The following is a 20,862-nucleotide window of genomic DNA, read 5'->3' as shown; positions in this document are numbered from 1 at the left end:
ATTGATACAGTTAAAAATAAAGGATCGGAGCGATGCATATACCGGAGTTGCTCAGGGGGTTGGACAGGCCGTTTGTTTCCGTGGAGCTTTTGCCGCCGCGCAAGGAGGCGGAGCAAACCGTCTTCTGGACCGCTGTGGAAAAGATCAAGCGCATGAAGCCGCTCTTTGCCGCCGTGACCTGCGGCGCGGGTGGCAAGGGGAGCGTCGGCACCCTGACCGTTGCCCGGGACCTGGCCGAAAAGCACGGTTTCACCGTCATGCCGCACATCACCTGCGTCCATGCGGCCCAGACAGGGCTTGAATCCCAGCTGGACACCATCCGGGCCTGCGGTATTCGCAATGCCCTGGCCATTCGCGGCGATTTTCCCGAAGACAGCCCGCGCCCGCCCAAGGGACTCGCCCACGCCTCCGACCTCGTGGAACACATCCTGGAACTCGCGCCGGACCTGTCCATCGGTGTCGCGGCCTACCCGGACGGGCATCCGGAATCAGCATCCCTGGCCGAAGACATCGGTTTCCTCAAATTCAAGCTCGATGCCGGAGCCACCTTCGGCGTGACCCAACTTTTTTTCGACAACCGCCGCTACTTCGACATGATCGACCGGCTCGCCGCGCTCGGCTGCCACAAGCCGATCATCCCCTCGGTCCTGCCCGTACGCACCCTCGGCCAGATCAAGCGCGTCACCTCCCTCTGCGACGCCCCGGTGCCCGGCAAAATCCTTGCCGGAGCCGAAGCCGCCTACGAAAAAGGCGGCGATGCAGCCGTGCGCGAATTCGGCACCAGCCTCGCCGCCCGGCAGATCGCCGACCTCCTCCAAAACGGCGCGCCCGGCGTCCACCTCTACCCCTTCAACCAGCCCGACATGTGCGCCGACATACTGGAACGCGTGGGAGTGTAGAGGGAGGAGGCCTCCGGCGGCCCCTTCGGGGAGACCAGGGCGCTGCCCTGGACCTGCCAAGGGCTATGGCCCTTGGATCCCTTTCGCCGCTACGCGGGGGAGGAACTTGCGGATTTGGAGCTGGTTGGCAGGGAGCTTGGCGGGTACCGGCTATACGGCGTCCGCAAATCTTCGGGCGTGGCGCTTTTCGCCCTCGCGGGACGAAAAGCGCCCCGCCCGAATCTTCACGGACAGTAGCCCCCGCCGTCAGAAAAAAGGGAAGAACCTGAAAAGATTGTCGAAACGGCGGATTGAAACAAAGACAAAATTGTTTCACTCAAACTTTATTTGTCTTTTTTAAAACCCTCCGGTTTGCGACGGAAAAAGCGGCGGGCGGAAAACGGTTAGCAGCACGGACTTCGACCCGCTTTTTCCGTCGCAAACCGTTAACCGGCACGGAGGCGGAACCGTCCGTCTCCACAGGCTGGAGACTCCCTGTGATGCTACGCCCCCGCGAAAGCGGAATGGGATTCCTAAGGCCCTCGGCCTTAGGCAGGTCCAGGACAGCGTCCTGGCCGTCGGAGACGCCCCGCCGGCGAGGCGCCCCCCGGTAGGGCCGCCGGAGGCATCCTTATTGCGGGGTACCCCTAAGGATATACGCGCCTTTGAACTTGGTGGTAAGAGAATCCAGAGCCTTGCGGGCTTCGACCTTGTCGGTGAAGGCACCGGCCTGGACGCGGAACTGGCCTTCGTCGGTCATGGAGAGCCGGGAGCCGTCGTAGCCCTGCTCGATGAGCGAGGCAAGCACCTTGTTGGCGTTGTCCAGCTCGGAGAAGGAGCCAACCTGAATGTAGAACATGTCGGCCATGACATCCGGGGTCGCGACATCGGCCACGGCAGCGTCGGCCTCCGGGGCAATGGGCTTGGGCGCTGGCTTGGCAGCTGGAACGGCCGCAGGTGCGACCTGGGCGGGAGCGGCAGCCACCGGCTTGGCCGGGGCAGGCTCTGCGGCCAGATCCTCTTCCTCGATCTTGGGTGCGGGAGCCACGGTATCCTTGGGCGCGTCCACCACATAGGTTTCCTCTATGACAGAGGAAGGCTCTTTGGTTCTGGCGGTGGCCGCATTGCTGTCATTGACGACTTTGGGCGCGGCAGCGGGTCTGGCCGAGCTGGCGGAAGCAGTGCCTGGGCGGGTAGCCGGGGTAGCGCCCGGCGGGGTGGATTCGATATGCTGGCGGAAGCAGCCGCCCAGCAGAAGCAGCCCGAAAAGGGCCAGTACCGTTGTGGTCAATATATTTCTATGGATATGTGTCATTGCGCCCTCCGAAAAAACCGGCTTTTTCCCGGGCTACCACAGCCCGGACCGCTCGTCTAGAGTTACTCTAAACAACTCTCGCCCTCCGACTCCCGACTGGGACGGGGTTTCCGTTGCCAGTGGGAGGGGTTTGTCCTACCCTGCGCCCATGCCCACCCCGCTCGAAATCCTCGGTTCCGTCTTCGGCTACGACAAGTTCATCGGCTTGCAGCAACCCGTCATCGACACGGTCATGGCAGGCAGCGACTGTTTGGTGCTGATGCCAACGGGCGGCGGCAAATCCCTATGCTACCAGATTCCGGCCATGCTGCGGCCCGGCTTGGGCGTATGCGTCTCGCCGCTCATCGCCCTGATGCAGGATCAGGTACAGGGCCTGACCCAGATGGGTGTGCGCGCCGCCTGCCTGAACTCCTCCCTGGACCCGCGCGAGGCATGGGACGTGGAACAGCGAGCGGAGTCCGGCCAGCTCGACCTGCTCTATGTGGCTCCCGAGCGACTGATGCGGCCCGGTTTTCTTGAATTTCTCGCCAGGTGCAATCCCTGTCTTTTCGCCATCGACGAGGCGCACTGCGTCTCCCAGTGGGGGCATGACTTCCGGCCCGAATACACGCAGCTGGCCATTCTCAAGGACCGGTTTCCGGACGTGCCAAGGCTGGCGCTCACGGCCACGGCCGACGAGCCGACCCAGCGCGACATCGTCACCCACCTGCGGCTGGAAAACGCCCGGGTCTTTGCCTCGGGTTTCGACCGGCCGAATATCCGCTACACCGTGCTGCCCAAGAAGAATCCGCAGCGGATGCTCAAGCGGTTCATCGACGAGAACCACTCCGGCGAAGCGGGCATCGTCTACCGCCTGAGCCGCAAAAAGGTGGAGCAGACATCCGAATTTCTGAACAAGCACGGCATTCCGGCCCTGCCGTATCACGCCGGGCTGCCCCAGTCCGTGCGCTATGCCAACCAGGAACGGTTCATGCGCGAGGAAGGCATCGTCATGGTGGCCACCGTGGCCTTCGGCATGGGCGTGGACAAGCCCAACGTCCGCTTCGTCTGCCACCTGGAGCCGCCCAAGAGCCTGGAGGCGTACCATCAGGAGACGGGCCGTGCCGGGCGCGACGGATTGCCCGCCTCGGCCTGGATGTGTTTCGGACTTCAGGACATCGCCATCCTCCGCTCCATGATCGACAACGGCGAGGCGGATACCCTGCGCAAGCGCGTGGAGCACTCCAAGCTGAACGGTCTGTTCGGCTTCCTGGAAACCGCCACCTGCCGCCGCCAGGTGCTGCTCGCTTATTTCGGCGAGCATATCGAGCCCTGCGGCAACTGCGACAACTGCCTGAACCCGGCCGAGACCTGGGACGGCACCGTGGCCGCGCAAAAGGCCCTGTCCAACATCTTCCGCACCGACCAGCGATTCGGGGCAGGCTACCTCGCACAGGTCCTGACCGGCAGCAAAAGCGACCGCATCTTCCGCTTCGGGCACGACACGGTCTCCACCTACGGCATCGGCGATGAGCTGGACGAAAACGGCTGGAAATCCGTATACCGCCAGTTGGTGGCCGCCGGATTCATCACCGTGGACCTGGAAAACTTCAATGCCCTGAAGCTCAACGAACGCTCCTGGCCCGTGCTCAAGGGGCAGCAAAAGGTCCGCCTGCGAAAGGACCCGGTGATCCAACGCGCCTCCCGAAGCAAGAAGTCCTCGGTTTCCGCCGCACAGGCCGACGTGCTGACCACGCCCGAACGTCAGGCCCTGTTCGAACGGCTGCGCGACCATCGTCTGGCGCTCTCCCAGGAGCAAAGCGTGCCGCCCTACGCCATTTTCCCGGACCGGACCCTGCTCGAAATAGTCCGCTACCGGCCGCGCACCCTGGACGAGTTCGGCTGCATGTCCGGCGTGGGTGCCATCAAACTCGACCGCTTCGGCCCCACGTTCCTCGAAGCCCTGGCCGAACATGAGATGGAGCACGGCCGCCCGGACGACCTGGAACCGATCCCCGACGACCGCCTGGACCAGCGCGAACGCGAGCAGGAAGCCGCGGCGGAAAAGCAGATTACCTCCACGGTGCGCCAGTCCCTCGACCTCTTCCGCGAGCTCGGTTCCATCGACGCCGTGGCCGAGAACCGGTCCCTCAAAACATCGTCAGTCTGGGGCCACCTCATCGAGGCCGTCCGCTGCAACGAGATCAATGCGGATGAGGTCCTCGACCTGCCCGGCGACGAACTCGACACCATCACCAACACCCTCCGCACCTTCCGCAACAAGGGCATCGTCTCCCTCACCCCCGCCTTCGAAGCCCTGGACAAGCAATACCCCTATGACCTGCTCCGCCTCGTGCGGGCGGGCATGATGCAATAAGAGCCTCCGGCCCCCTTCGGGGGGACACCTCGCCGGAGGGCGTCTCCGGCGGCCAGGGCGCTGCCCTGGACCTGCCAAGGGCTGAACCCCTTGGATCCCTTTTGCCGTTGCGCGGGGCGGTGGTTCTCAAAATTTTGAGGGCAAAAAGTAACTGATTGTTGAAAAAAAAACGAAAATCTAAGATGTTCTCCCAAAGTACAGGAGGACAGAGAATGGAAACCGAACAGGCCAAAACGATATACATGGGCTACCATCCCCGCACCCAGGACGGCAGCATTCCCCATACACGCTCCCGCAGCGAATCCGTTGCAATCAGGGATGCCTTCAATGAAAAGCAGCACGAAGGCAATCTCCGGGCCGAACTGGTCAACATCGCCTGCAGCGACCTCTGTGCCGTGGCCATCATGGAAACATCCATAGACAAAGTCTGGCAGTACCTCTGATCCCAAACACCCCCGCCCTTCTCCGCACCAGAGGCTGTTTATCAGGTTACGCCCCCGCGACAGCGGCAATGGGATTCCTAAGGCCCTCGGCCTTAGGCAGGTCCAGGACAGCGTCCTGGCCGTCGGAGACGCCCCACCGGCGAGGTGGCCCCGCTGGCAAGCGCCGCCGGAGGCCCCTTCCTGTTGCCCAATGAACGCCAAGCAGGTAGTCTGCCTGTATGTCGATCATAGCCATATATTCCGACATCCACGCCAATCTGGAGGCGTACCGGGAGGTCGTGCGCGACATGGACGCGCACCCGCATGATGCGGAGGTCTGCCTGGGCGATGTGGTGGGGTATGGCCCGCAGCCACAGGAGTGCTGCGACCTGCTGAGGCAGCGCGGGGCCACGGTGGTGCAGGGCAACCACGAACGGGGCATGTTGAACATCTACCAGATGGCCCCGTTTAACCAGCCAGCCAAGGACTCGCTACGGCGCACGCGCCAGATGATCGACGACGCGACCTTTGACTGGCTCATTTCCCACCCCCGCAGTGCCGTGGTGGACGGCTGCCGTTTTGTGCACGGCGTGCCGCCCGATGACGTGAACGGGTATCTGTGGAAATACGAAAACAACGTCGGGGAGCTGTTCGCCCGTTTCGGCGAGCGGATCTGCTTCGTCGGCCACACCCACGACCTGATGCGCTTCGTCGAAAACCGGGAGGGGGTATCCGGCCGCCTGCCGCTGCCCGAGGGGGAGACCCTCCTCAATCCCGAAGAACGTCACATCGTCAACGTCGGTGCGGTGGGCCAGCCACGTGATGGCGACAACCGCGCAAAGTACGCCCTGTATGACACAGAGCGCCATTCCGTGACCATGCGATTCATTACATATGATATAAAAAAGACGGCCGATCTCATCCGGGCCAAAGGGTTTCACCGCGCCTTTGCCGACCGCCTCTGGTAGCCTGATTTTTCATTACTCCCACGCATATTCTTTTCCATTCTTTCCTCAAATCTGAGACAAAATCGTCTCTTCTTCCCGAAATATAAGCATTTATTTTATATTCACGGCACTCTTCATTTTTGTCGAACCATCTTGACACATATACCCCGTATAGGTATCTAGGCGTTAAATAGGTTGTAGTCGGTTTATAATGGAACTTTCTAAGGACGCTTCCTATAGGCGATAATGGAAGTCCCTCCCAGGACTCTGCCAAAAACCAACATGGAGGACACAATGCACCGCAAGCTGACCCTGATTACCGCCTCGGTTCTCATGGCCGTTTTCACTGTTTCCATGGCCTTTGCCATGGGTGGGGGCAACGCCCGCAAGGGCAAGTTTCTGTACCGCAAGAATTGCCGCTCCTGTCATGGCGCTTCCGCCAGCGATCTGAGCCCGGCTTCCAAGACCCAGGCCGGATGGACCGCAACTTTTGCCGACAAGTCCAAAATCAAGTGCTCCGGCGACTGGACCATCTCCGACAAGGACTTGAACGACATCTTCACGTACCTGCACGACTACGCCAAGGACTCCCCGTCCCCGGCCAAGTGCTCGTAGTGCCGCGCGCCGCCCGGTGACGGGGCGGCCGATTCCGGGGGAATGGGCCCGGATGACGGAAGTCCCCATTCTCGGCCATCAAGGCCGCATTGTTCAACGAACCGACGGATTGTCATGACGGCGGGCGGGCCGTCCGGTCTCCTCTCGGCCGGCTCGCCTTTCACCCCCCGGGGGTATTACCCCCATCTACACGAGGGATGAACGGAGTAACCATGCCCGATACCAGACACACCCTTTCCCGCCGGGATTTCTTCAAGGCCTCCGGCCTGTTCGCCGCCGGAGCGATGGGCGGATCGGCCCTGCTGGGCGGCCTGAAGCAGGCGCAGGCGGCCCCTGCCCGACAGTGGGATTCGAAGTTCTCAGCCTGTGACATGTGCTTCAACAAGTGCGGTCTCATCGCCCGCGTGGAAGGCGGGGTGGTCAAAAAGCTCGACCCCAACCCCAAGTTCCTCAAGTCGCGCGGAATGCTCTGCGCGCGCGGCAATGCGGGCATCGCCCAGGTCTATGACCCGGACCGCCTCAAGTACCCCCTGCTCCGTGCCGGTGCGCGCGGCGAGGGCAAGTGGAAGCGCATTCCCTGGGACGAGGCCCTGGACATGGCCGCCCAGAAGATGCAGGCGGTGCGGGAAAAGTACCTGCCGTGCGGCCACCTCTTTTCCGCCGGGACCGACCTGCACTCGCAGTTCGTGGGCAGGTTCGCCGAGGTCTACGGCTCGTTCAACGTCACCTCGCACGAGTCCCTTTGCCTGGTCTCCAACAACCGCGCGTTCCTGGACACCTTCGGCGAGGTCCCCTTTGCCGACGTGCTCAACTCCAGGTATATCGTCATGGCCGGGGCCAACCGGTTCGAAGCGCTGGTCACCCCGGACTCCATGGACCTGATGACCGCCATGCGCGAGAACGGATGCAAGCTGGTCACCCTGGACCCGCGTTATACCAAGACCGCCGCCCTCTCCGATGAATGGCACCCCATCCGGCCCGGCACGGACATGGCCTTCATGCTCGCCCTGGCCAACGTCATCATTACGGAAAAGCTCTACGACCCGGAGTGGATCGAACAGAAGACCTTCGGCATGGAGCAGCTGGCCGGGCACGTCAGGCCGTACACCCCGCAGTTCGCAGCGGAGCAGTGCGGCGTCCCGGCCGAAGACATCGCCCGCATCGCCCGCGAGCTGGCGGCAGCGGCCCCGGCATCCATGATCTATCCCGGCCGCCGCAGTTCCGACTACGAGGACTCCACCCAGATCCGCCGCGCCTTTGCCATCATCAATGCGCTGCTCGGCAACTGGGACCGGCCCGGCGGCCTGCTCGCAGCCCGGGCCGTAGGTCTCAAGGGCGTGCCCTACGACGCCCCCTGGTATGATGAAAATCATGAGGATCGCATCGACGCCGAAAAGGTGCCGATGATGTTCGAGCACGAAGGTTCCTTCCTGGTCACGCGTGACTGCGTGCTGGCCGACGATCCCTATCCCATCCGGGGCTGGCTCATCTACAAGACCAACCCCATGGGCACCGCGCCCAACCGCAAGAAGACCATCGAGATGATGAACAAGATGGACTTCGTGACCGTCATCGACATCGCCATGTCCGACACCGCATGGTTCGCGGACCTCGTCCTTCCCTCCCAGTCCTACCTGGAGCGGCAGGACCCGTGCTCCGGGCTCCAGGGTTCCGTGGCCTGCGCCTGCGTGGTCAAGCGCGACCCGGTCATTGATCCGCTCTACGAGTCCCGATCCTGCTTCGACATCATGAAGGGGTTGGCAAATCGGTTGGAGCTTGGCGAATACTTCGACTTCACCATCGACGAGTACCGGAAAAAGCAGACCCGCGATATCCCCGAGGCCCTGGGGATCATGGACCGGGACGGCGTGTACTACAACCCGTCCAAGGTCTACGGCATCTACGACGGCAGAATCTACAAAACCCTGTCCAAGAAGATCGAGCTCTACAACCAGCGCTACGAGCAGATGGGGCTGGACCCGCTGCCCAACTACACCGAGCCGACACAGCCGGACAAGAACCGGTTCCGCCTTATCATCGGCCGCAACGCCCTGGTCACGCAGACTTCCACGGCCAACAACGGATTGCTGCACGAGCTGGTACCCACCAACACCCTGTGGATCAATCCCGAGTCGGCACAGAATCTCGGCATTGCCGACGGCGATCTGGTCCGGGTGGCCAGCAGCGCGGGCAGCCAGGATCTGAAGGCCGAGGTCACGGACCGCATCCGGCCGGACACGGTCTATATGCTCTCGGGCTTCAACACCCTCTCCACCATGCAACACCTGTCCCACGGCAACGGCGCCTCCATCAATGAAATTCTGGAAGACGACTACGACGCGATCACCGGCAACGCGTCCATGCACACGACCTTCGTATCCGTAACAAGGAAGGTGGCGTAATGGCGAAGCAACTGGCTATGCTCATCGATGCCTCCAAGTGCATAGACTGCAAGGCGTGTGTCCTGGCCTGCAAGGTGGCCAACGAAGTACCCGAAGGACAGTGGCGCAACTGGATCAAGCCCGCGGACGCGAGGCCCGTGCCCGGAGCCATGCCCCATGCCAAGGCGCGGTTCCAGCCCGGCGCGTGCATGCACTGCGAAAACCCCACCTGCGTGGCCGCCTGCCCCACCGGAGCCACCTACAAGGACAAGGACACCGGCGAGGTGGTCATCGACGCGACCCTGTGCATCGGCTGCGGCAACTGCATCCCGGCCTGCCCGTACGATGCCCGGTTCCGCAACGTGCTGACCCGCAAGGCGGACAAGTGTAACTACTGTCCCGAACGCCGTGCCAACGGACTGCCTCCGGCCTGTGTGGACACCTGCCCGACCAAGGCCCGCGTGTTCGGCGACATCAACGACCCGGAATCCGAGGCCGGACGGCTCTTTCTGGAGCACAAGGCAGACCTGACCCGTGTGGCCGCCAAGACAGACACCAAGCCAAACATGTTCTATCTGGGCGATCCCGGTCCCGGCGACTGGGGACGCGAGGCCGTGGTCCCCGCCTCCATGGTGGCCATGAAGCAGTCCGCCCCAATAATAAAGACCCTGGTCGGCCTCTCCGGCCTCGGCGTGCTCGCCATGCTCGGCCGACAACTCTTCGCAGGCTCCGGCGACAGCAACGACGACCACGCCCCAGACCGCAAGGAGGACAACGATGCCTAAGCTGCACAAGCGGCACGACCGCTCGGACATCTTCATCCACTGGTTCAATGCGGCCTGCTGGCTGCTCCTGCTCATTACCGGCGTGGGGCTCATCCAGAACCCGGCCATCGATCCCTTCGGCTCGGGCTACCCCCAGGCCATGCGGAACATGGTGGGCGGCGGAGGCAACCTGCTGGCCATCCACGAGGGCATCGGCCTGATCTGGCTGGCGGGATTCGTCCTCTACCTCCTGATCAACTTCAAGGGGGCACGGTTCTTTCTGGCCGAGGTATTCGCGGTCAGCCCCGGGCGCGACATGGCCTGGATGCTCAAGAAGATGGTGCTCATGACCCTGGGGCCCAAAGCGCTCAAAATGGTCGGCGTGGACCCGTCCCTGCCCGACCAGGGGTACTACAACATGGGCCAGAAAGCGTTCGCGCAGGCCAGCGTGGTCGGCGGGGTGGTCATCGCTGCCACCGGCATCGTCATGTACCTGTCCGACCGCACCTTCGGGGCCGAGGCCGTGGGCTGGGTTTCCTGGGCCGTCACCCTGCACTTCATCGCCGTGGGCCTGGTCTTTGCCGGGCTGCTGGTACACATCTACATGGCCGCCATCTCGCCCGACGAGCGGCCCGGATTCAAGTCCATGTTCACCGGCCACGTGCCGGACGGCTACGCCAAGCACCACCACCGGCTGTGGTGGAACAAGATAAGCACCGGGGAGGAGTGACCCCGGAGCACATAATGGCTGAAGATCAACGGTGCCCCGGCGCATTGGGGCAAGACAACAATCATGAGGGAGTGTGTTATGTTCAAACGAATCACCATGCTGGCCGCGCTGCTCGCCTTTGCCGTCACCGCAATGGCCGGCGCTGCCCAGGCCCAGGAGCAGGCCAATTTCAAGAAGTATCCCAACATCGTGGGCTACGCGTTCGTAGCCAAGTACGCCAAGATGCCGCAGCCCAAGGGCGTCATGATCATCGATTCCCGGCCCTACAAGCCCAAGTATGTGGAAGGCTACATTCCCACGGCCGTATCCATCCCGGACAGCCAGTTCGACAAGATGACGGACCAGCTGCCCAAGGACAAGGGCACCCTGCTCATCTTCTACTGCGGCGGCCTCAAGTGCCCGCTGTCCCACAAGTCCGCCTTCAAGGCCGAAGCCCTTGGCTACACCAACATCAAGGTCTACGCCGCCGGATATCCGGACTTCCGAAAGCACGCCCCCTACACCTCCATCGGGCTTGAAGCCGTCAGCAACATGCTGGCCAAGGGCGAACCATACATGCTCGTGGACGCCCGGCCCTATCAGAAGTACCTGGCCGGAGCCATTCCCTCGGCCATCGGCATCCCCCAGCGCGACTTTGCGGCCAAGCGCGGCATGTTGCCCGTGGACAAGGTAAACGTACCGGTCATCTACTACTGCGGCGGCTACGCCTGCGCCCTGTCCCACAAGTCCGCCGTCCTGGCCCGCTCCCTGGGCTACAAGAAGGTCATGGTGGCCGAAGCGGGCTACCCCGGCTGGAAGGAATTGTACGGCTCCGGATCGGCTGTGGCCGTCAAGGCGGGCGAGGCCGAGGGCGCGGTGGATACCGAATGGTTCCTCAAGACCCTCAAGGATAATCCGTCCTCCATCCTGCTCATCGACGTGCGCGATCCTGCGGAATATGCCAACGGGCACTTCCCGACCGCCGTCAACAGGACCGTGGACGTCATCGAAAAGAAGGCCGCGGAGATTCCCACCGACAAGCCTATCGTCTTTGTCTGCTCTACCGGAGCGCGGGCCGGTGAGGCCTACTACCTGTACATGGACCTCGTGCCGGACGCCAAAAACGTCTACTATCTCGAAGCAACCAACGAGTTCGGAGCGGACAACACCTACACCGTCCACCCCAACAAGTAACCATCCTCGCGGAGCCGGACCCGCCCGTCCGGCCCTGCGCACCTCCTCAAACAGGGCGGGGAGCAACGATGAACAAGTCGCAAGCCATCATCGCAATAACGCTCCTCGCCCTGTGTCTTTTCCCCATCCACACCCGCGCCTCGGACGAGGAGATCTGGATACAGTCCGCCCAGCGCGATGCCGATCGCGACGGATACAAGCTCATCACGGCCCAGGCCCTGGCCAAACTCATTGACGAAAAGCAACCCGCCCTCATCCTCGATGCCCGGGCCGACTACGAATACGCGGCCGGGCACATCCCCACCGCCGTCAATTTCGAGTTCGACCTCGGCGACAGGACAGGTCTCACCCCTGAAAAGCGCCATGCCCTGCAACACCTGCTGGGGCCGGACAAGAAACGGCTCGTGATCGTCTACTGCCGGAGCTTCCGGTGCCTGCGCGGCGCCATTGCCGCACGTGCGGCAGCGCACCTCGGATACGTGAACGTCTACCGCTATCCCGGCGGATTCCACGGCTGGAAGGCCCTCTACCCGGACCGGGTGGAAGGCAAGCACGACAAACCCCACGCCCTGGCCACCGGTGATACCTTCCCGGCCTGCCGCGTGGCCGTGCTCAACGGCGACGAGGACCGGCGCTACCTAGGCCTGCCCCAAGGGGCCCGCTGGCTCGAACTCGCGCAGCTCAACACCCGCTTCGTCCTCATCCAGCTCTACAACACCCTCTGCAACGACTGTGTGGCCGAAACCAAGAAGCTCTCCTCCTTCTTCCACGTCATAGAGAACGACCCCGTACTCGCCGGTCAACTCAAGATCATCGGCCTCGGCATCTACGACTCCAACCAGAACGTCGTGAAATTCAAGGAGCACTACGACGTCGCCTACCCGCTCTTCTCCGACAAGAGCGGCCAGATTTTCGAATGTCTGGGCCAGAGCCAGCTACCCCTCGCCTACCTCCTGCGCGCCAAAGGAGACGGCACCTGGATCATCGAACTCATCAAGCGCGGCTTCTTCGAACCGGACGAAAATTTCCTCCACACCCTGCGCCAGGCCGTTATCCGGGCCGAAGGCACGGACTGATGACCGGGGAGGCCTCCGGCGGCCCTTCCGGGGGACCACTTCGTGGAGACCAGGGCGCTGCCCTGGACCCGCCAAGGGCTGAGGCCCTTGGATCCCGTTCGCCGCTGCGCGGGGGAGGAGCTTGCGAGTTGGGAGTTGGCCGGCAGGGAGCGTGGCGGGTACCGGCTATGCGGCGTCCGTAAATCTTCGGGCTGGGCGCTTTTCGCCCTGACGGGACGAAAAGCGCCCAGCCCGAATCTTCACGGACAGTAGCCCCCGCCGTCAGGAAAAAGGGAGGAACCTGAAAAGATTGTCGAGACGGCGGATTGAAACAAAGGCAAGGACAAAATTGTTTTACTCAAACTATATTTGTCTTTTTTAAAACCCTCCGGTTTGCGACGGAAAAAGCGGCGGGCGGAAAACGGTTAGCAGCACGGATTTCGATCCGCTTTTTCCGTCGCAAACCGTTAACCGGCACGGAGGCGGAACCGTCCGTCTTCGCAGGCTGGAAACGGACTGCGAGGCTACGCCCCCGCGAAAGCGGCACTAGGATTCCTAAGGCCCTCGGCCTTAGGCAGGTCCAGGACAGCGTCCTGGCCGTCGGAGACGCCCCACCGGCGAGGTGGCCCCGCTGGCAAGCGCCGCCGGAGGCCCCTCCCTATGCCAGGACCTCGGCCACAGCTCCGGCCAGCTCGGCGGCGGCGATGTACACGGGGTGTGCGTTGCCCTTATCGAGGGCGACGATGAAGCGGGGCAGCCAGTCGGTAAGGGTCTTGGCGGCAAAAGAGCGGGCCTGTTGTTCGAGGTCGGGTTGGTTTTGGCTCCAGGAGGTCGCGAGCAGGTGGTAAAGAAATTCTAGTTCAAGGGCGAGGTGGTCGGGCGGCTCGTTGGAATCGGGGGCAAGCCCGGCGGCGTCGAGAAGACGGCGCATGTTTTGGGCGGGTTCGGCCATGGTGCGGGGGGCGGTGTGCGGCTGGTGGCAGGACTCGTAGGGCGGGGCCACGGTGCCGCCGCGTCCGGCGATGAAGAGGCGGACAAACTCGGTTTCGAGGAGAGTGAGGTCGGGAATTGCATCGGGGAGCAAAGCGGATTGCAGTTTCCGCAGGGCGCGGGTAACGTTGGGAAAGACGGCCGGGTCCCGGGCAATGAGTTCGGGCAACCCCTCTTCGATGAGCCGCACCCAGGCGTCGGCGTCAGGTCCGCGAAAGATGGCGGCGACGCATTCGAGGCAGTTGAGCACAAAGATCCGGGATCGGGTCTCGGCAACGACAGAGTCGGGCATGGGGCGATCTCCTTTTGTCCGTATATGGCAATACCCTGCCAGCGTAGGGTAAATCAAAAAGTCCGGCAAGGCCATGCCGGACAGGAGCAAGGTATGCATACTTCCACAGAGCCGGAACAGGAAAAAATCAAGAAGAATGTGCTTTCACGAATGCGGCGCATAGAGGGTCAGGTGCGGGGCATCCAGCGCATGATCGAGGAAGGCAAGGAATGCGGGGACATCCTGGTCCAGGTCAGGGCAGTGCGCTCCGCCCTGCAATCGGCCAACAAGCTGATACTGAAACGGTATATGCTGCGCTGCTACGAGGACTCCATGGAAACAGGCGGGGACGACCACGAGTCCCTGGACAAGTTCATCAGCCTGCTCACCGGATTTCTGGAAGGCTGACCGAAAAAAGGGGCCCGAAAGCCCCTCTTCCAATTTATTCGCCCAGTCCCATGGCTCGCAGGAAGCCGGGGTCTTCGGTCCAGTTGTCCCGCACCTTGACCCACAGTTCGAGGTGGACCTTGCAGTCCAGCAATTCCACGATCTCCTTGCGCGCCTCGCTGCCGATCTTCTTGAGGGTCGCGCCCTGCTTGCCGATGATCATGCCCTTGTGATTTTTCTGGCCGGTGTAGATCACCGCATTGATAAGGGCCATGCCGGGCCGCGACTGCTCGTCCCAGGCCTCTATCTCCACAGCCGTGGAGTAGGGCAGCTCCTGCTTGAGCTGGTAGAACAGCTTTTCGCGAATGATTTCCGCCGCCATGAAGCGGACAGGAGCGGTTGAAATCTGATCCTCCGGGAACATGGGCGCTCCCTCGGGCAGCAGGGTGAGGATGCGGTCCAGCAGCTCCTTGGTTCCCTGGCCGCGCAGGGCGGAAACAGGCAGCAGTTCGGCCTCGGGCCACAGCTCGCCCAAGGCGGCCAGCAACGGCAGCATGGAGGGCTTATCCTTGACCCGGTCAACCTTGTTCAGGGCGATCAGCACGGGGCGGCCGGACTCGGTAACGGGCCGGACCAGGGGGCGCAGGTCCTTTTCCAGCTTCGCGGGTTTGGCCGTGTACAGAGCGGCGTCCACCAGCACGACCACGCCGTCCGCACTGGTCAGAGCGCTCCAGGCTGAATCAAGCAGAAATTTGTTCATGCGGCCACGCACCTGATGGATGCCGGGCGTGTCCAGAAAAACGACCTGGGCCTCGTCCGTGGTCAGGATGCCGCTGATGCGGTTACGCGTTGTCTGAGGCCGGGGCGAGACAATGGCCACCTTCTGCCCCAAGTAGTGGTTCATCAGGGTGCTCTTGCCCGCGTTGGGCGGTCCCACCAGCGCTATCGTCCCGAATTTATACATATACATTTCCCTTTTTTCCGTAATTTATCCAGGCGCAATACGCCCTTGCTGTCGAATAAAATAATGTCTCATTTGCGCCTGTGTGTATAGGGATAATATTTATGTTCCGCAGCCTGCTCATACTGCTCCTGCTCCTTCCGGCGCTCGCTTGTCCCCCAAGCTCAATGGCTGCGGCCCTGAAACCACGCGTCCTGTTTCTCAGCTCCTATCATCCTGGTTTTCCTTCATTTCTCGATCAAGTAAAAGGACTACTCCAAGAGCTGACCCACCATGGGGCCGAGCTGGACGTGGAGTTCATGGACAGCAAACGTTTTTACAATCAGGAAAACCTCGCCAACTTCACCCGGTTGCTGGAATACAAGCTGGCTCACGTTCCGCCATACAACGTGCTGGTCACCGGCGACGACAATGCCCTGAACTACGCCATCAGCCACCGTGACGATCTTTTTGCAGGTCTGCCCGTGGTTTTCATGGCCGTCAACGACGTGTCCAACGCCCTGAACCTGTCCCGCCGATACGGCGTTACCGGCGTACTGGAGACCATCTCCCTCGACGAGACACTGACCCTGATGCGCCGGACCCTGCCGAACCTGCGGCGCGTGGTCGTCATTACCGACGGCACGCCTTCCGGGCAGGCCGACCTCAAGCGGCTGCTGGAAACAGTGAGAGCCCGGCGCGACTCCCCCCCGGTAATCATCGACCTGTCCAAAATCACATGGCTCGAATTTGAAAAACAGCTTCGTGCCCTGGATACCCTGGACGGGATACTGCTGCTTTCCGCCTATCGAGATGAAAAAGACGATGTGAAATTATTCGAGGCAGGTCTGAATACGATCCTCTCCAACGCCCCGTGCCCGGTCTTCCACCTCTGGACCCACGGCATCGGCATGGGAGTTCTGGGCGGCAAGGTCGTTTCCTTTGTGGAGCAGGGCAAGCGGGCGGCCGATCTGGCTCTGCGCATCATCCATGGCGAAGACCCCGGCCTGATCCCCGTGGTGGGCGGAGGCGAGGCCAATGTGGTCCTGTTCGACTGGCCCGTCATGAAACGTTTCGGCATCAAAAAGGAACTGCTGCCCAATGATGCCGTGATACTCAACTATACCCCGCCGTTCCATGAAGCGCACACCGGGCTGGTCCTGCGGGTCGGGCTGGTCCTGCTGACCCTGGTCCTGGCCCTGCTTTTCATGTTGCGCATCAACCGGAAAAAGGCGGCTGCGGAGAAACGGGCACGGCAAAGCGAAGAGCGGTACCGGACCTATATCGACTCGGCACCGGACGCGGTCGTCGTCACCGATGGCCAAGGCGCTGTCCTGCACTGCAACGATGCGGCTTCGGAACTGACCGGCTACAGCCACGAGGAACTGGTGGGGAAACCGCTGATGGGGAACCTCGTTCCCTCGGAAAACCGTTTTCGCGCCACCGAAACCCTGCTTCAGTTGAAAACGGGACAGACCACGCGGCGAAGCCTGGAGATTTTGCGCAAGAACGGATCACGGGCCTATGTCATGGTTGCCGCGGCTTCTCTGAATGACGGCACCTTTGTCCTCTTTGCCAAGGATATGACGGACCTCAAGAGCGCACACGACGCGCTGACCAAAAGCGAGACGCTGTTTCGGGGGCTGCTGGAACATGCCGGTGACGCCATCTTCGCCTGCAATGCCTCGGGGCAGTTGCTTTTCGTCAACCAGGCGGCCTGCACCTCGCTCGGCTATGCGCGGGAAGAACTGGAACGGCTGCGGGTATGGGATATCGATCCCCTGGCAATGCAGCGCAATGATCCCGAATTCGCCTGGAAACAGGGTCCCATTACCTTTGAAACCCTGCACAAGCGCAAGGACGGGACCACTATTCCCGTGGAGATCAATACCGACGTCATCCGTGTCAACGACGAGGAGATCATCCTCACCCTGGCAAGGGACATATCGAAGCGGAAGCAGCAGGAAGAAAACGAACGGTGGGAATCCCGCATCAATCTGGCCCAGGCCGAGATCGTTCTCGCCCTCACCGCTTCCGACGCCACCATCCAGAAGGTCGCCGCCGTGGTCTACCAATGGGCCAAGGAAATAACCGGTGCGGGCTTCGCCTACGTAGGATCGGTGGAGCCGCCGGACAACTCCCTGCACGTCTACAATATAACCGCCATGCAGGAGGACGGCTGCAGCATCAATAATCCCCAGACAGTCTTTCCCATCAGGGAAGGCTGGTACCCCTCGCTGTGGGGGCACAGCCTGAACTCCGGCCGGGGTTTCTACACCAACGACGCCCCCGGGCACCAGGCATCGGCAGGACTGCCGGCAAACCATATCCCGGTCAAACAATTCCTCTCCGTTCCCTGCCGGTACGAGGGGGAACAGGTGGGCCAGATAGCCCTGGCCAATCCGAACCGCGACTTTACCGACGAAGACCTGCGCGCGGTCGAAGTGCTGGCCGGGCTCTTCGCCCTGGCCGTATACCGCAAACGGGCCGAATCCGAGCTCATCCATGCCAAGGATTCGGCCGAGGCCGCCAGCCGGGCCAAATCGGAATTCCTGGCCAATGTCAGCCACGAGCTGCGCACACCCATCAACGGCATGTTCGGTATGCTCAAGCTGGTGCAGGAGACCGACCTGAACCGGGAGCAGGCGGAATATATCGAAACCGCAATCACATCCGGCCGCACCCTGCTCCAGGTCATCAACGATGTCCTGGACCTTTCCAAAATCGAGGCGGGAAAGATCGATCTGATAGAAAGCCTCTTTCATCCGAGAAAACTTTTGGAAGAATCGGCCGCGATGTTCCGACTGCAAGCCGAGGACAAGGGACTCGAACTCACCTGGGAAGTGGCCGAAGATGTGGCCGAGGCCTATATGGGCGACAAGGGACGCATCCGTCAGATTCTCTTCAATCTGGTGGGCAACGCCCTCAAGTTTACAGACACCGGCTCCATAGACATCCGCTGCGAGACGGCAAAAAGCAATGTCCAGAATACCGAACGCCTGCTGCTGACCGTGCAGGATACGGGCATCGGCATCCCGGCAGACAAGCTCCAGTCCGTTTTCAAGACGTTTGAACAGGTGGACGGCTCCTACTCCCGTCGCTACCAGGGCGCCGGCCTGGGTCTGGCCCTGGTCCGCAGGTTCGCCAGACTCATGCACGGCGATGTCTCCGTGGAGAGCATCTACGGGCAGGGGTCCATCTTCTCGGTCCTCGTCCGTGTCCACACCGTGATAGAAAGTGAGCCCATGCTTTCGGTACAGGAAGCAGCCACCGAACGCCCGGCCCAAGGCATCCGCCTGCTTCTGGCAGAGGATGACCGGATCAACCGGCTTGCAGCCACCAAGCTGCTGGAAAAAAGAGGATACTTCGTCCATGCCGTGGAGGATGGCGCGGCAGTGCTGGCCGCCTTGGCAAAAGACACCTACGACTGCGTGCTCATGGATATCCAGATGCCGGGCATGGACGGCATACAGTCCACCCAGGCCATCCGCAATCTGCCGGAGGACAACCCGGTCCGCTCCATTCCCATCATCGCCCTCACCGCCCACGCCATGGCCGGAGACCGCGAAAAATTCATCCAGGCGGGAATGACGGACTACCTGTCCAAGCCCATGGACATCGGTGCGCTGGAGACCCTGCTCGCCCAGGTGCTGACGGACGTGCAAAAACCCGGGACAGACTAGCTCCGCTCCGGCTACTCCCGGTTCTTCCTGAAACGGGCCTCGGCCAGCCGCACCTTTTCCACTATGCGGCCGTAATAATCATCGTTGGCTTCCAGGTTGACGGGACGGCCTCGCCGCTCGTTCATCTTCATGATCATCACTTCCAGCTTCTGCATCTGGCGGAACCGCTCGCGCTCGTCCTCCATGGTGGAGAGCAGCTCGATGGCCTGGGTTATCTCCCGCTCCTCGGCTATCTCGGCAGGAACATAGCCCGCGTTCTTGAGCACGCGAAACGCCATGCGCAACTCGGGCGGCAGGTTCTCTGTTCCATCCGGCTTCAGCGGCTTTCCCGCCCCTTCCAGATTGTCGAACTTGCCTTCCTCCAGCGCCTGGCGGATGCGCTCCTCGGCGATGATCTGCGAATTCCATTCATCCATCCGCCGATATTCCCCCGCCAGGGCCTGATTGTAAAGCCTCGGAGCCCGACCCGAACTTGAAAAAAACATCGATTTTCCGTACACCGTGAGCATCCCGGAACAAACGGAGGAATCCTCATGAAAATTTTGGTCGTGGGCGGTGGCGGACGCGAGCACGCGTTGTGCTGGAAACTGTCCCAGAACCCCAAGGTGGAAAAGATCCTGTGCGCCCCCGGCAACGGCGGCACGGCCCAGGTTGGCGAAAACATCCCGGTCAAGGACGACGACATTCCCGCACTGGTCGAGCTGGCCAAAAAGGAAGCCGTGGACCTCGTGGTCGCTGGGCCGGAGCTGCCCCTCGTCCTCGGACTGGCCAATGCCCTGGCCCGGGAGAACATCCCCTGCTTCGGCCCATCCGCCTATGCCGCCAACCTCGAAGGCTCCAAGGCGTTTTCCAAGAACGTCATGGCTGAGGCAGGCGTGCCCACCGCACCCTTCCGGGTCTTCGACGAGTATGACTCCGCCGTTTCCTTCATCAAGGAAAAAGGCGCGCCCCTCGTGGTCAAGGCCGATGGTCTGGCCGCGGGCAAGGGCGTTGTCGTCGCCGCCACCGAGCAGGAAGCCCTGGACGCCGTGCACGACATGATGGTCAAAAAAGCCTTCGGCTCCGCCGGAGACCGCGTGGTCATAGAGGAAACCCTCAAGGGCGAGGAGGCCTCATTCATCGCCTTCTGCGACGGCCTCCACTACGCGCTCCTCCCCTCCAGCCAGGACCACAAGGCCATCTACGAGGGCGATACCGGCCCCAATACCGGCGGCATGGGCGCCTATTCCCCGGCCCCAATCCTGCCCGAGGACAAATACGCCGAGACCGCCGAGATGTGCATCATGCCCATCCTGCGGCATCTGGCCGCCAAGGGCGAACCCTTCAAGGGCGTGCTCTACGCCGGGCTCATGTACACCGAGAACGGCCCGTCCGTGCTGGAATACAACGTCCGCTTCGGCGATCCCGAATGCCAGCCCCTGCTCATGCGTCTGACCACCGACCTCGTCGATGTCATGTTCGCCTGCATCAACGGCACCCTGGACCAGATCGAAGTGACCTCCACCCCCCAGACCGCCTGCGGCGTGGTCATGGCAGCCAAAGGCTACCCCGGCTCCTACCCCAAAGGCATGGCTATCTCCGGGCTCGATGAAGCCGATGCCCTGCCCGGCGTCAAGGTCTTCCAGGCCGGAACCCAGATGAAGGACGGACAGATCGTCTCCTCCGGCGGCCGCATCCTCTGCGTCACCGCCCTGGGCGATACCCTCAAGGATGCCCAGGCCAACGCCTACGAAGCCGTGAAAAAAGTCCACTTCGAAAACAGCTACTACCGCCGCGACATCGCCGACAAAGGACTGAAGCGCCTGGGTTAAAGAGCCGCCGGCACCCCTCCGGGGGCCAAAGAACCTCTTGAAAGAGGTTCTCTGGACTCTCCAGAACTTTTTGGTGCCGCTTCGCGGGGCAGGTTACGAATAGCCTGTCGGTTAGAATAAAATAATAAAGCATCCCGTTGGCCA

Annotated in this window: 17 protein-coding genes; 13 read left to right on the top strand and 4 right to left on the bottom strand. The window is 61.9% G+C overall.

The window, feature by feature from the left end; translation table 11 throughout:
- Positions 1–32 precede the first annotated feature (32 nt).
- Entirely contained in the window at positions 33–899 is an 867-nt protein-coding gene (locus tag ACI0FG_RS17595) for a methylenetetrahydrofolate reductase (RefSeq protein WP_419786318.1), read from the top strand.
- Between the two features lie 610 nt (positions 900–1,509).
- On the opposite strand, the gene ACI0FG_RS17590 is transcribed toward ACI0FG_RS17595, so the two are convergent.
- Entirely contained in the window at positions 1,510–2,193 is a 684-nt protein-coding gene (locus tag ACI0FG_RS17590; RefSeq protein WP_419786317.1) for an SPOR domain-containing protein, read from the bottom strand.
- Between the two features lie 148 nt (positions 2,194–2,341).
- On the opposite strand from ACI0FG_RS17590, the gene recQ reads away from it, so the two are divergent.
- From recQ to ACI0FG_RS17545, 9 genes are all read left to right on the top strand, one after another.
- Positions 2,342–4,549 (top strand): DNA helicase RecQ, encoded by a 2,208-nt coding sequence (gene recQ / locus ACI0FG_RS17585; protein ID WP_426816450.1) that lies wholly within the window; start codon positions 2,342–2,344, stop codon positions 4,547–4,549.
- A 212-nt stretch (positions 4,550–4,761) separates the two neighbouring features.
- Positions 4,762–4,992 (top strand): hypothetical protein, encoded by a 231-nt coding sequence (locus ACI0FG_RS17580; protein ID WP_419786315.1) that lies wholly within the window; start codon positions 4,762–4,764, stop codon positions 4,990–4,992.
- Between the two features lie 218 nt (positions 4,993–5,210).
- Positions 5,211–5,939: a metallophosphoesterase family protein gene (locus tag ACI0FG_RS17575; RefSeq protein ID WP_419786314.1), complete on the top strand. Its 729-nt coding sequence runs from the start codon at positions 5,211–5,213 to the stop codon at positions 5,937–5,939.
- A gap of 273 nt (positions 5,940–6,212) precedes the next feature.
- Positions 6,213–6,533, top strand: a complete 321-nt coding sequence (locus ACI0FG_RS17570) for a c-type cytochrome (RefSeq protein ID WP_419786313.1) — start codon at positions 6,213–6,215, stop codon at positions 6,531–6,533.
- Positions 6,534–6,745: 212 nt separating this feature from the next.
- Positions 6,746–8,935, top strand: coding sequence for a molybdopterin-containing oxidoreductase family protein (locus ACI0FG_RS17565; protein ID WP_419786312.1), 2,190 nt, complete (start codon positions 6,746–6,748; stop codon positions 8,933–8,935).
- On the top strand, positions 8,935–9,699 hold the full coding sequence (locus tag ACI0FG_RS17560; RefSeq protein ID WP_419786311.1) for a 4Fe-4S dicluster domain-containing protein: 765 nt from the start codon (positions 8,935–8,937) through the stop codon (positions 9,697–9,699). The genes ACI0FG_RS17565 and ACI0FG_RS17560 overlap by 1 nt, the downstream gene beginning before the upstream one ends.
- Entirely contained in the window at positions 9,692–10,408 is a 717-nt protein-coding gene (locus ACI0FG_RS17555) for a formate dehydrogenase subunit gamma (protein ID WP_419786310.1), read from the top strand. Before ACI0FG_RS17560 ends, ACI0FG_RS17555 begins: the two co-directional genes overlap by 8 nt.
- A gap of 78 nt (positions 10,409–10,486) precedes the next feature.
- A complete protein-coding gene (locus ACI0FG_RS17550; protein WP_419786309.1) occupies positions 10,487–11,581 on the top strand; it encodes a rhodanese-like domain-containing protein in 1,095 nt (364 codons plus the stop codon).
- 68 nt (positions 11,582–11,649) lie between these two features.
- On the top strand, positions 11,650–12,657 hold the full coding sequence (locus ACI0FG_RS17545) for a rhodanese-like domain-containing protein (protein WP_419786308.1): 1,008 nt from the start codon (positions 11,650–11,652) through the stop codon (positions 12,655–12,657).
- A 637-nt stretch (positions 12,658–13,294) separates the two neighbouring features.
- Here the strand turns inward: ACI0FG_RS17545 and ACI0FG_RS17540 are convergent.
- On the bottom strand, positions 13,295–13,918 hold the full coding sequence (locus tag ACI0FG_RS17540; RefSeq protein ID WP_419786307.1) for a TorD/DmsD family molecular chaperone: 624 nt from the start codon (positions 13,916–13,918) through the stop codon (positions 13,295–13,297).
- A gap of 93 nt (positions 13,919–14,011) precedes the next feature.
- On the opposite strand from ACI0FG_RS17540, the gene ACI0FG_RS17535 reads away from it, so the two are divergent.
- Positions 14,012–14,305, top strand: coding sequence for a metal-sensitive transcriptional regulator (locus tag ACI0FG_RS17535; protein ID WP_419786306.1), 294 nt, complete (start codon positions 14,012–14,014; stop codon positions 14,303–14,305).
- Between the two features lie 34 nt (positions 14,306–14,339).
- On the opposite strand, the gene era is transcribed toward ACI0FG_RS17535, so the two are convergent.
- Positions 14,340–15,248: a GTPase Era gene (gene era, locus ACI0FG_RS17530; protein ID WP_419786305.1), complete on the bottom strand. Its 909-nt coding sequence runs from the start codon at positions 15,246–15,248 to the stop codon at positions 14,340–14,342.
- A gap of 101 nt (positions 15,249–15,349) precedes the next feature.
- Here era and ACI0FG_RS17525 point away from each other — a divergent pair, with 101 nt between their 5' ends.
- Positions 15,350–18,907 (top strand): PAS domain S-box protein, encoded by a 3,558-nt coding sequence (locus ACI0FG_RS17525; protein WP_419786304.1) that lies wholly within the window; start codon positions 15,350–15,352, stop codon positions 18,905–18,907.
- Positions 18,908–18,918: 11 nt separating this feature from the next.
- Here ACI0FG_RS17525 and ACI0FG_RS17520 read toward each other — a convergent pair whose 3' ends face one another.
- Entirely contained in the window at positions 18,919–19,323 is a 405-nt protein-coding gene (locus ACI0FG_RS17520; protein WP_419786303.1) for a DnaJ family domain-containing protein, read from the bottom strand.
- Between the two features lie 117 nt (positions 19,324–19,440).
- Between ACI0FG_RS17520 and purD the strand changes: the two genes are divergently transcribed.
- Positions 19,441–20,718 carry a phosphoribosylamine--glycine ligase gene (gene purD, locus ACI0FG_RS17515; protein WP_419786302.1) on the top strand — a complete coding sequence of 426 codons (1,278 nt, stop codon included), beginning with the start codon at positions 19,441–19,443 and terminating at the stop codon, positions 20,716–20,718.
- Positions 20,719–20,862 lie beyond the last annotated feature (144 nt).

Source organism: Pseudodesulfovibrio sp. 7M6 (assembly GCF_050058625.1).
GTDB lineage: Bacteria > Desulfobacterota > Desulfovibrionia > Desulfovibrionales > Desulfovibrionaceae > Pseudodesulfovibrio > Pseudodesulfovibrio salinus.
This window is presented reverse-complemented; position numbering and strand designations above follow the sequence as displayed.

Bases quoted from the DNA above. Each gene is read 5' to 3' on its own strand.
- ACI0FG_RS17580 (WP_419786315.1), top strand. From the start codon at position 4,762: ATGGAAACCGAACAGGCCAAAACGATATACATGGGCTACCATCCCCGC.
- recQ (WP_426816450.1), top strand. From the start codon at position 2,342: ATGCCCACCCCGCTCGAAATCCTCGGTTCCGTCTTCGGCTACGACAAG.
- ACI0FG_RS17545 (WP_419786308.1), top strand. From the start codon at position 11,650: ATGAACAAGTCGCAAGCCATCATCGCAATAACGCTCCTCGCCCTGTGT.
- ACI0FG_RS17535 (WP_419786306.1), top strand. From the start codon at position 14,012: ATGCATACTTCCACAGAGCCGGAACAGGAAAAAATCAAGAAGAATGTG.
- ACI0FG_RS17520 (WP_419786303.1), bottom strand. From the start codon at position 19,323: ATGGATGAATGGAATTCGCAGATCATCGCCGAGGAGCGCATCCGCCAG.
- ACI0FG_RS17550 (WP_419786309.1), top strand. From the start codon at position 10,487: ATGTTCAAACGAATCACCATGCTGGCCGCGCTGCTCGCCTTTGCCGTC.
- ACI0FG_RS17595 (WP_419786318.1), top strand. From the start codon at position 33: ATGCATATACCGGAGTTGCTCAGGGGGTTGGACAGGCCGTTTGTTTCC.
- ACI0FG_RS17560 (WP_419786311.1), top strand. From the start codon at position 8,935: ATGGCGAAGCAACTGGCTATGCTCATCGATGCCTCCAAGTGCATAGAC.
- ACI0FG_RS17575 (WP_419786314.1), top strand. From the start codon at position 5,211: ATGTCGATCATAGCCATATATTCCGACATCCACGCCAATCTGGAGGCG.
- purD (WP_419786302.1), top strand. From the start codon at position 19,441: ATGAAAATTTTGGTCGTGGGCGGTGGCGGACGCGAGCACGCGTTGTGC.
- era (WP_419786305.1), bottom strand. From the start codon at position 15,248: ATGTATAAATTCGGGACGATAGCGCTGGTGGGACCGCCCAACGCGGGC.
- ACI0FG_RS17540 (WP_419786307.1), bottom strand. From the start codon at position 13,918: ATGCCCGACTCTGTCGTTGCCGAGACCCGATCCCGGATCTTTGTGCTC.
- ACI0FG_RS17570 (WP_419786313.1), top strand. From the start codon at position 6,213: ATGCACCGCAAGCTGACCCTGATTACCGCCTCGGTTCTCATGGCCGTT.
- ACI0FG_RS17525 (WP_419786304.1), top strand. From the start codon at position 15,350: ATGTTCCGCAGCCTGCTCATACTGCTCCTGCTCCTTCCGGCGCTCGCT.
- ACI0FG_RS17555 (WP_419786310.1), top strand. From the start codon at position 9,692: ATGCCTAAGCTGCACAAGCGGCACGACCGCTCGGACATCTTCATCCAC.
- ACI0FG_RS17565 (WP_419786312.1), top strand. From the start codon at position 6,746: ATGCCCGATACCAGACACACCCTTTCCCGCCGGGATTTCTTCAAGGCC.
- ACI0FG_RS17590 (WP_419786317.1), bottom strand. From the start codon at position 2,193: ATGACACATATCCATAGAAATATATTGACCACAACGGTACTGGCCCTT.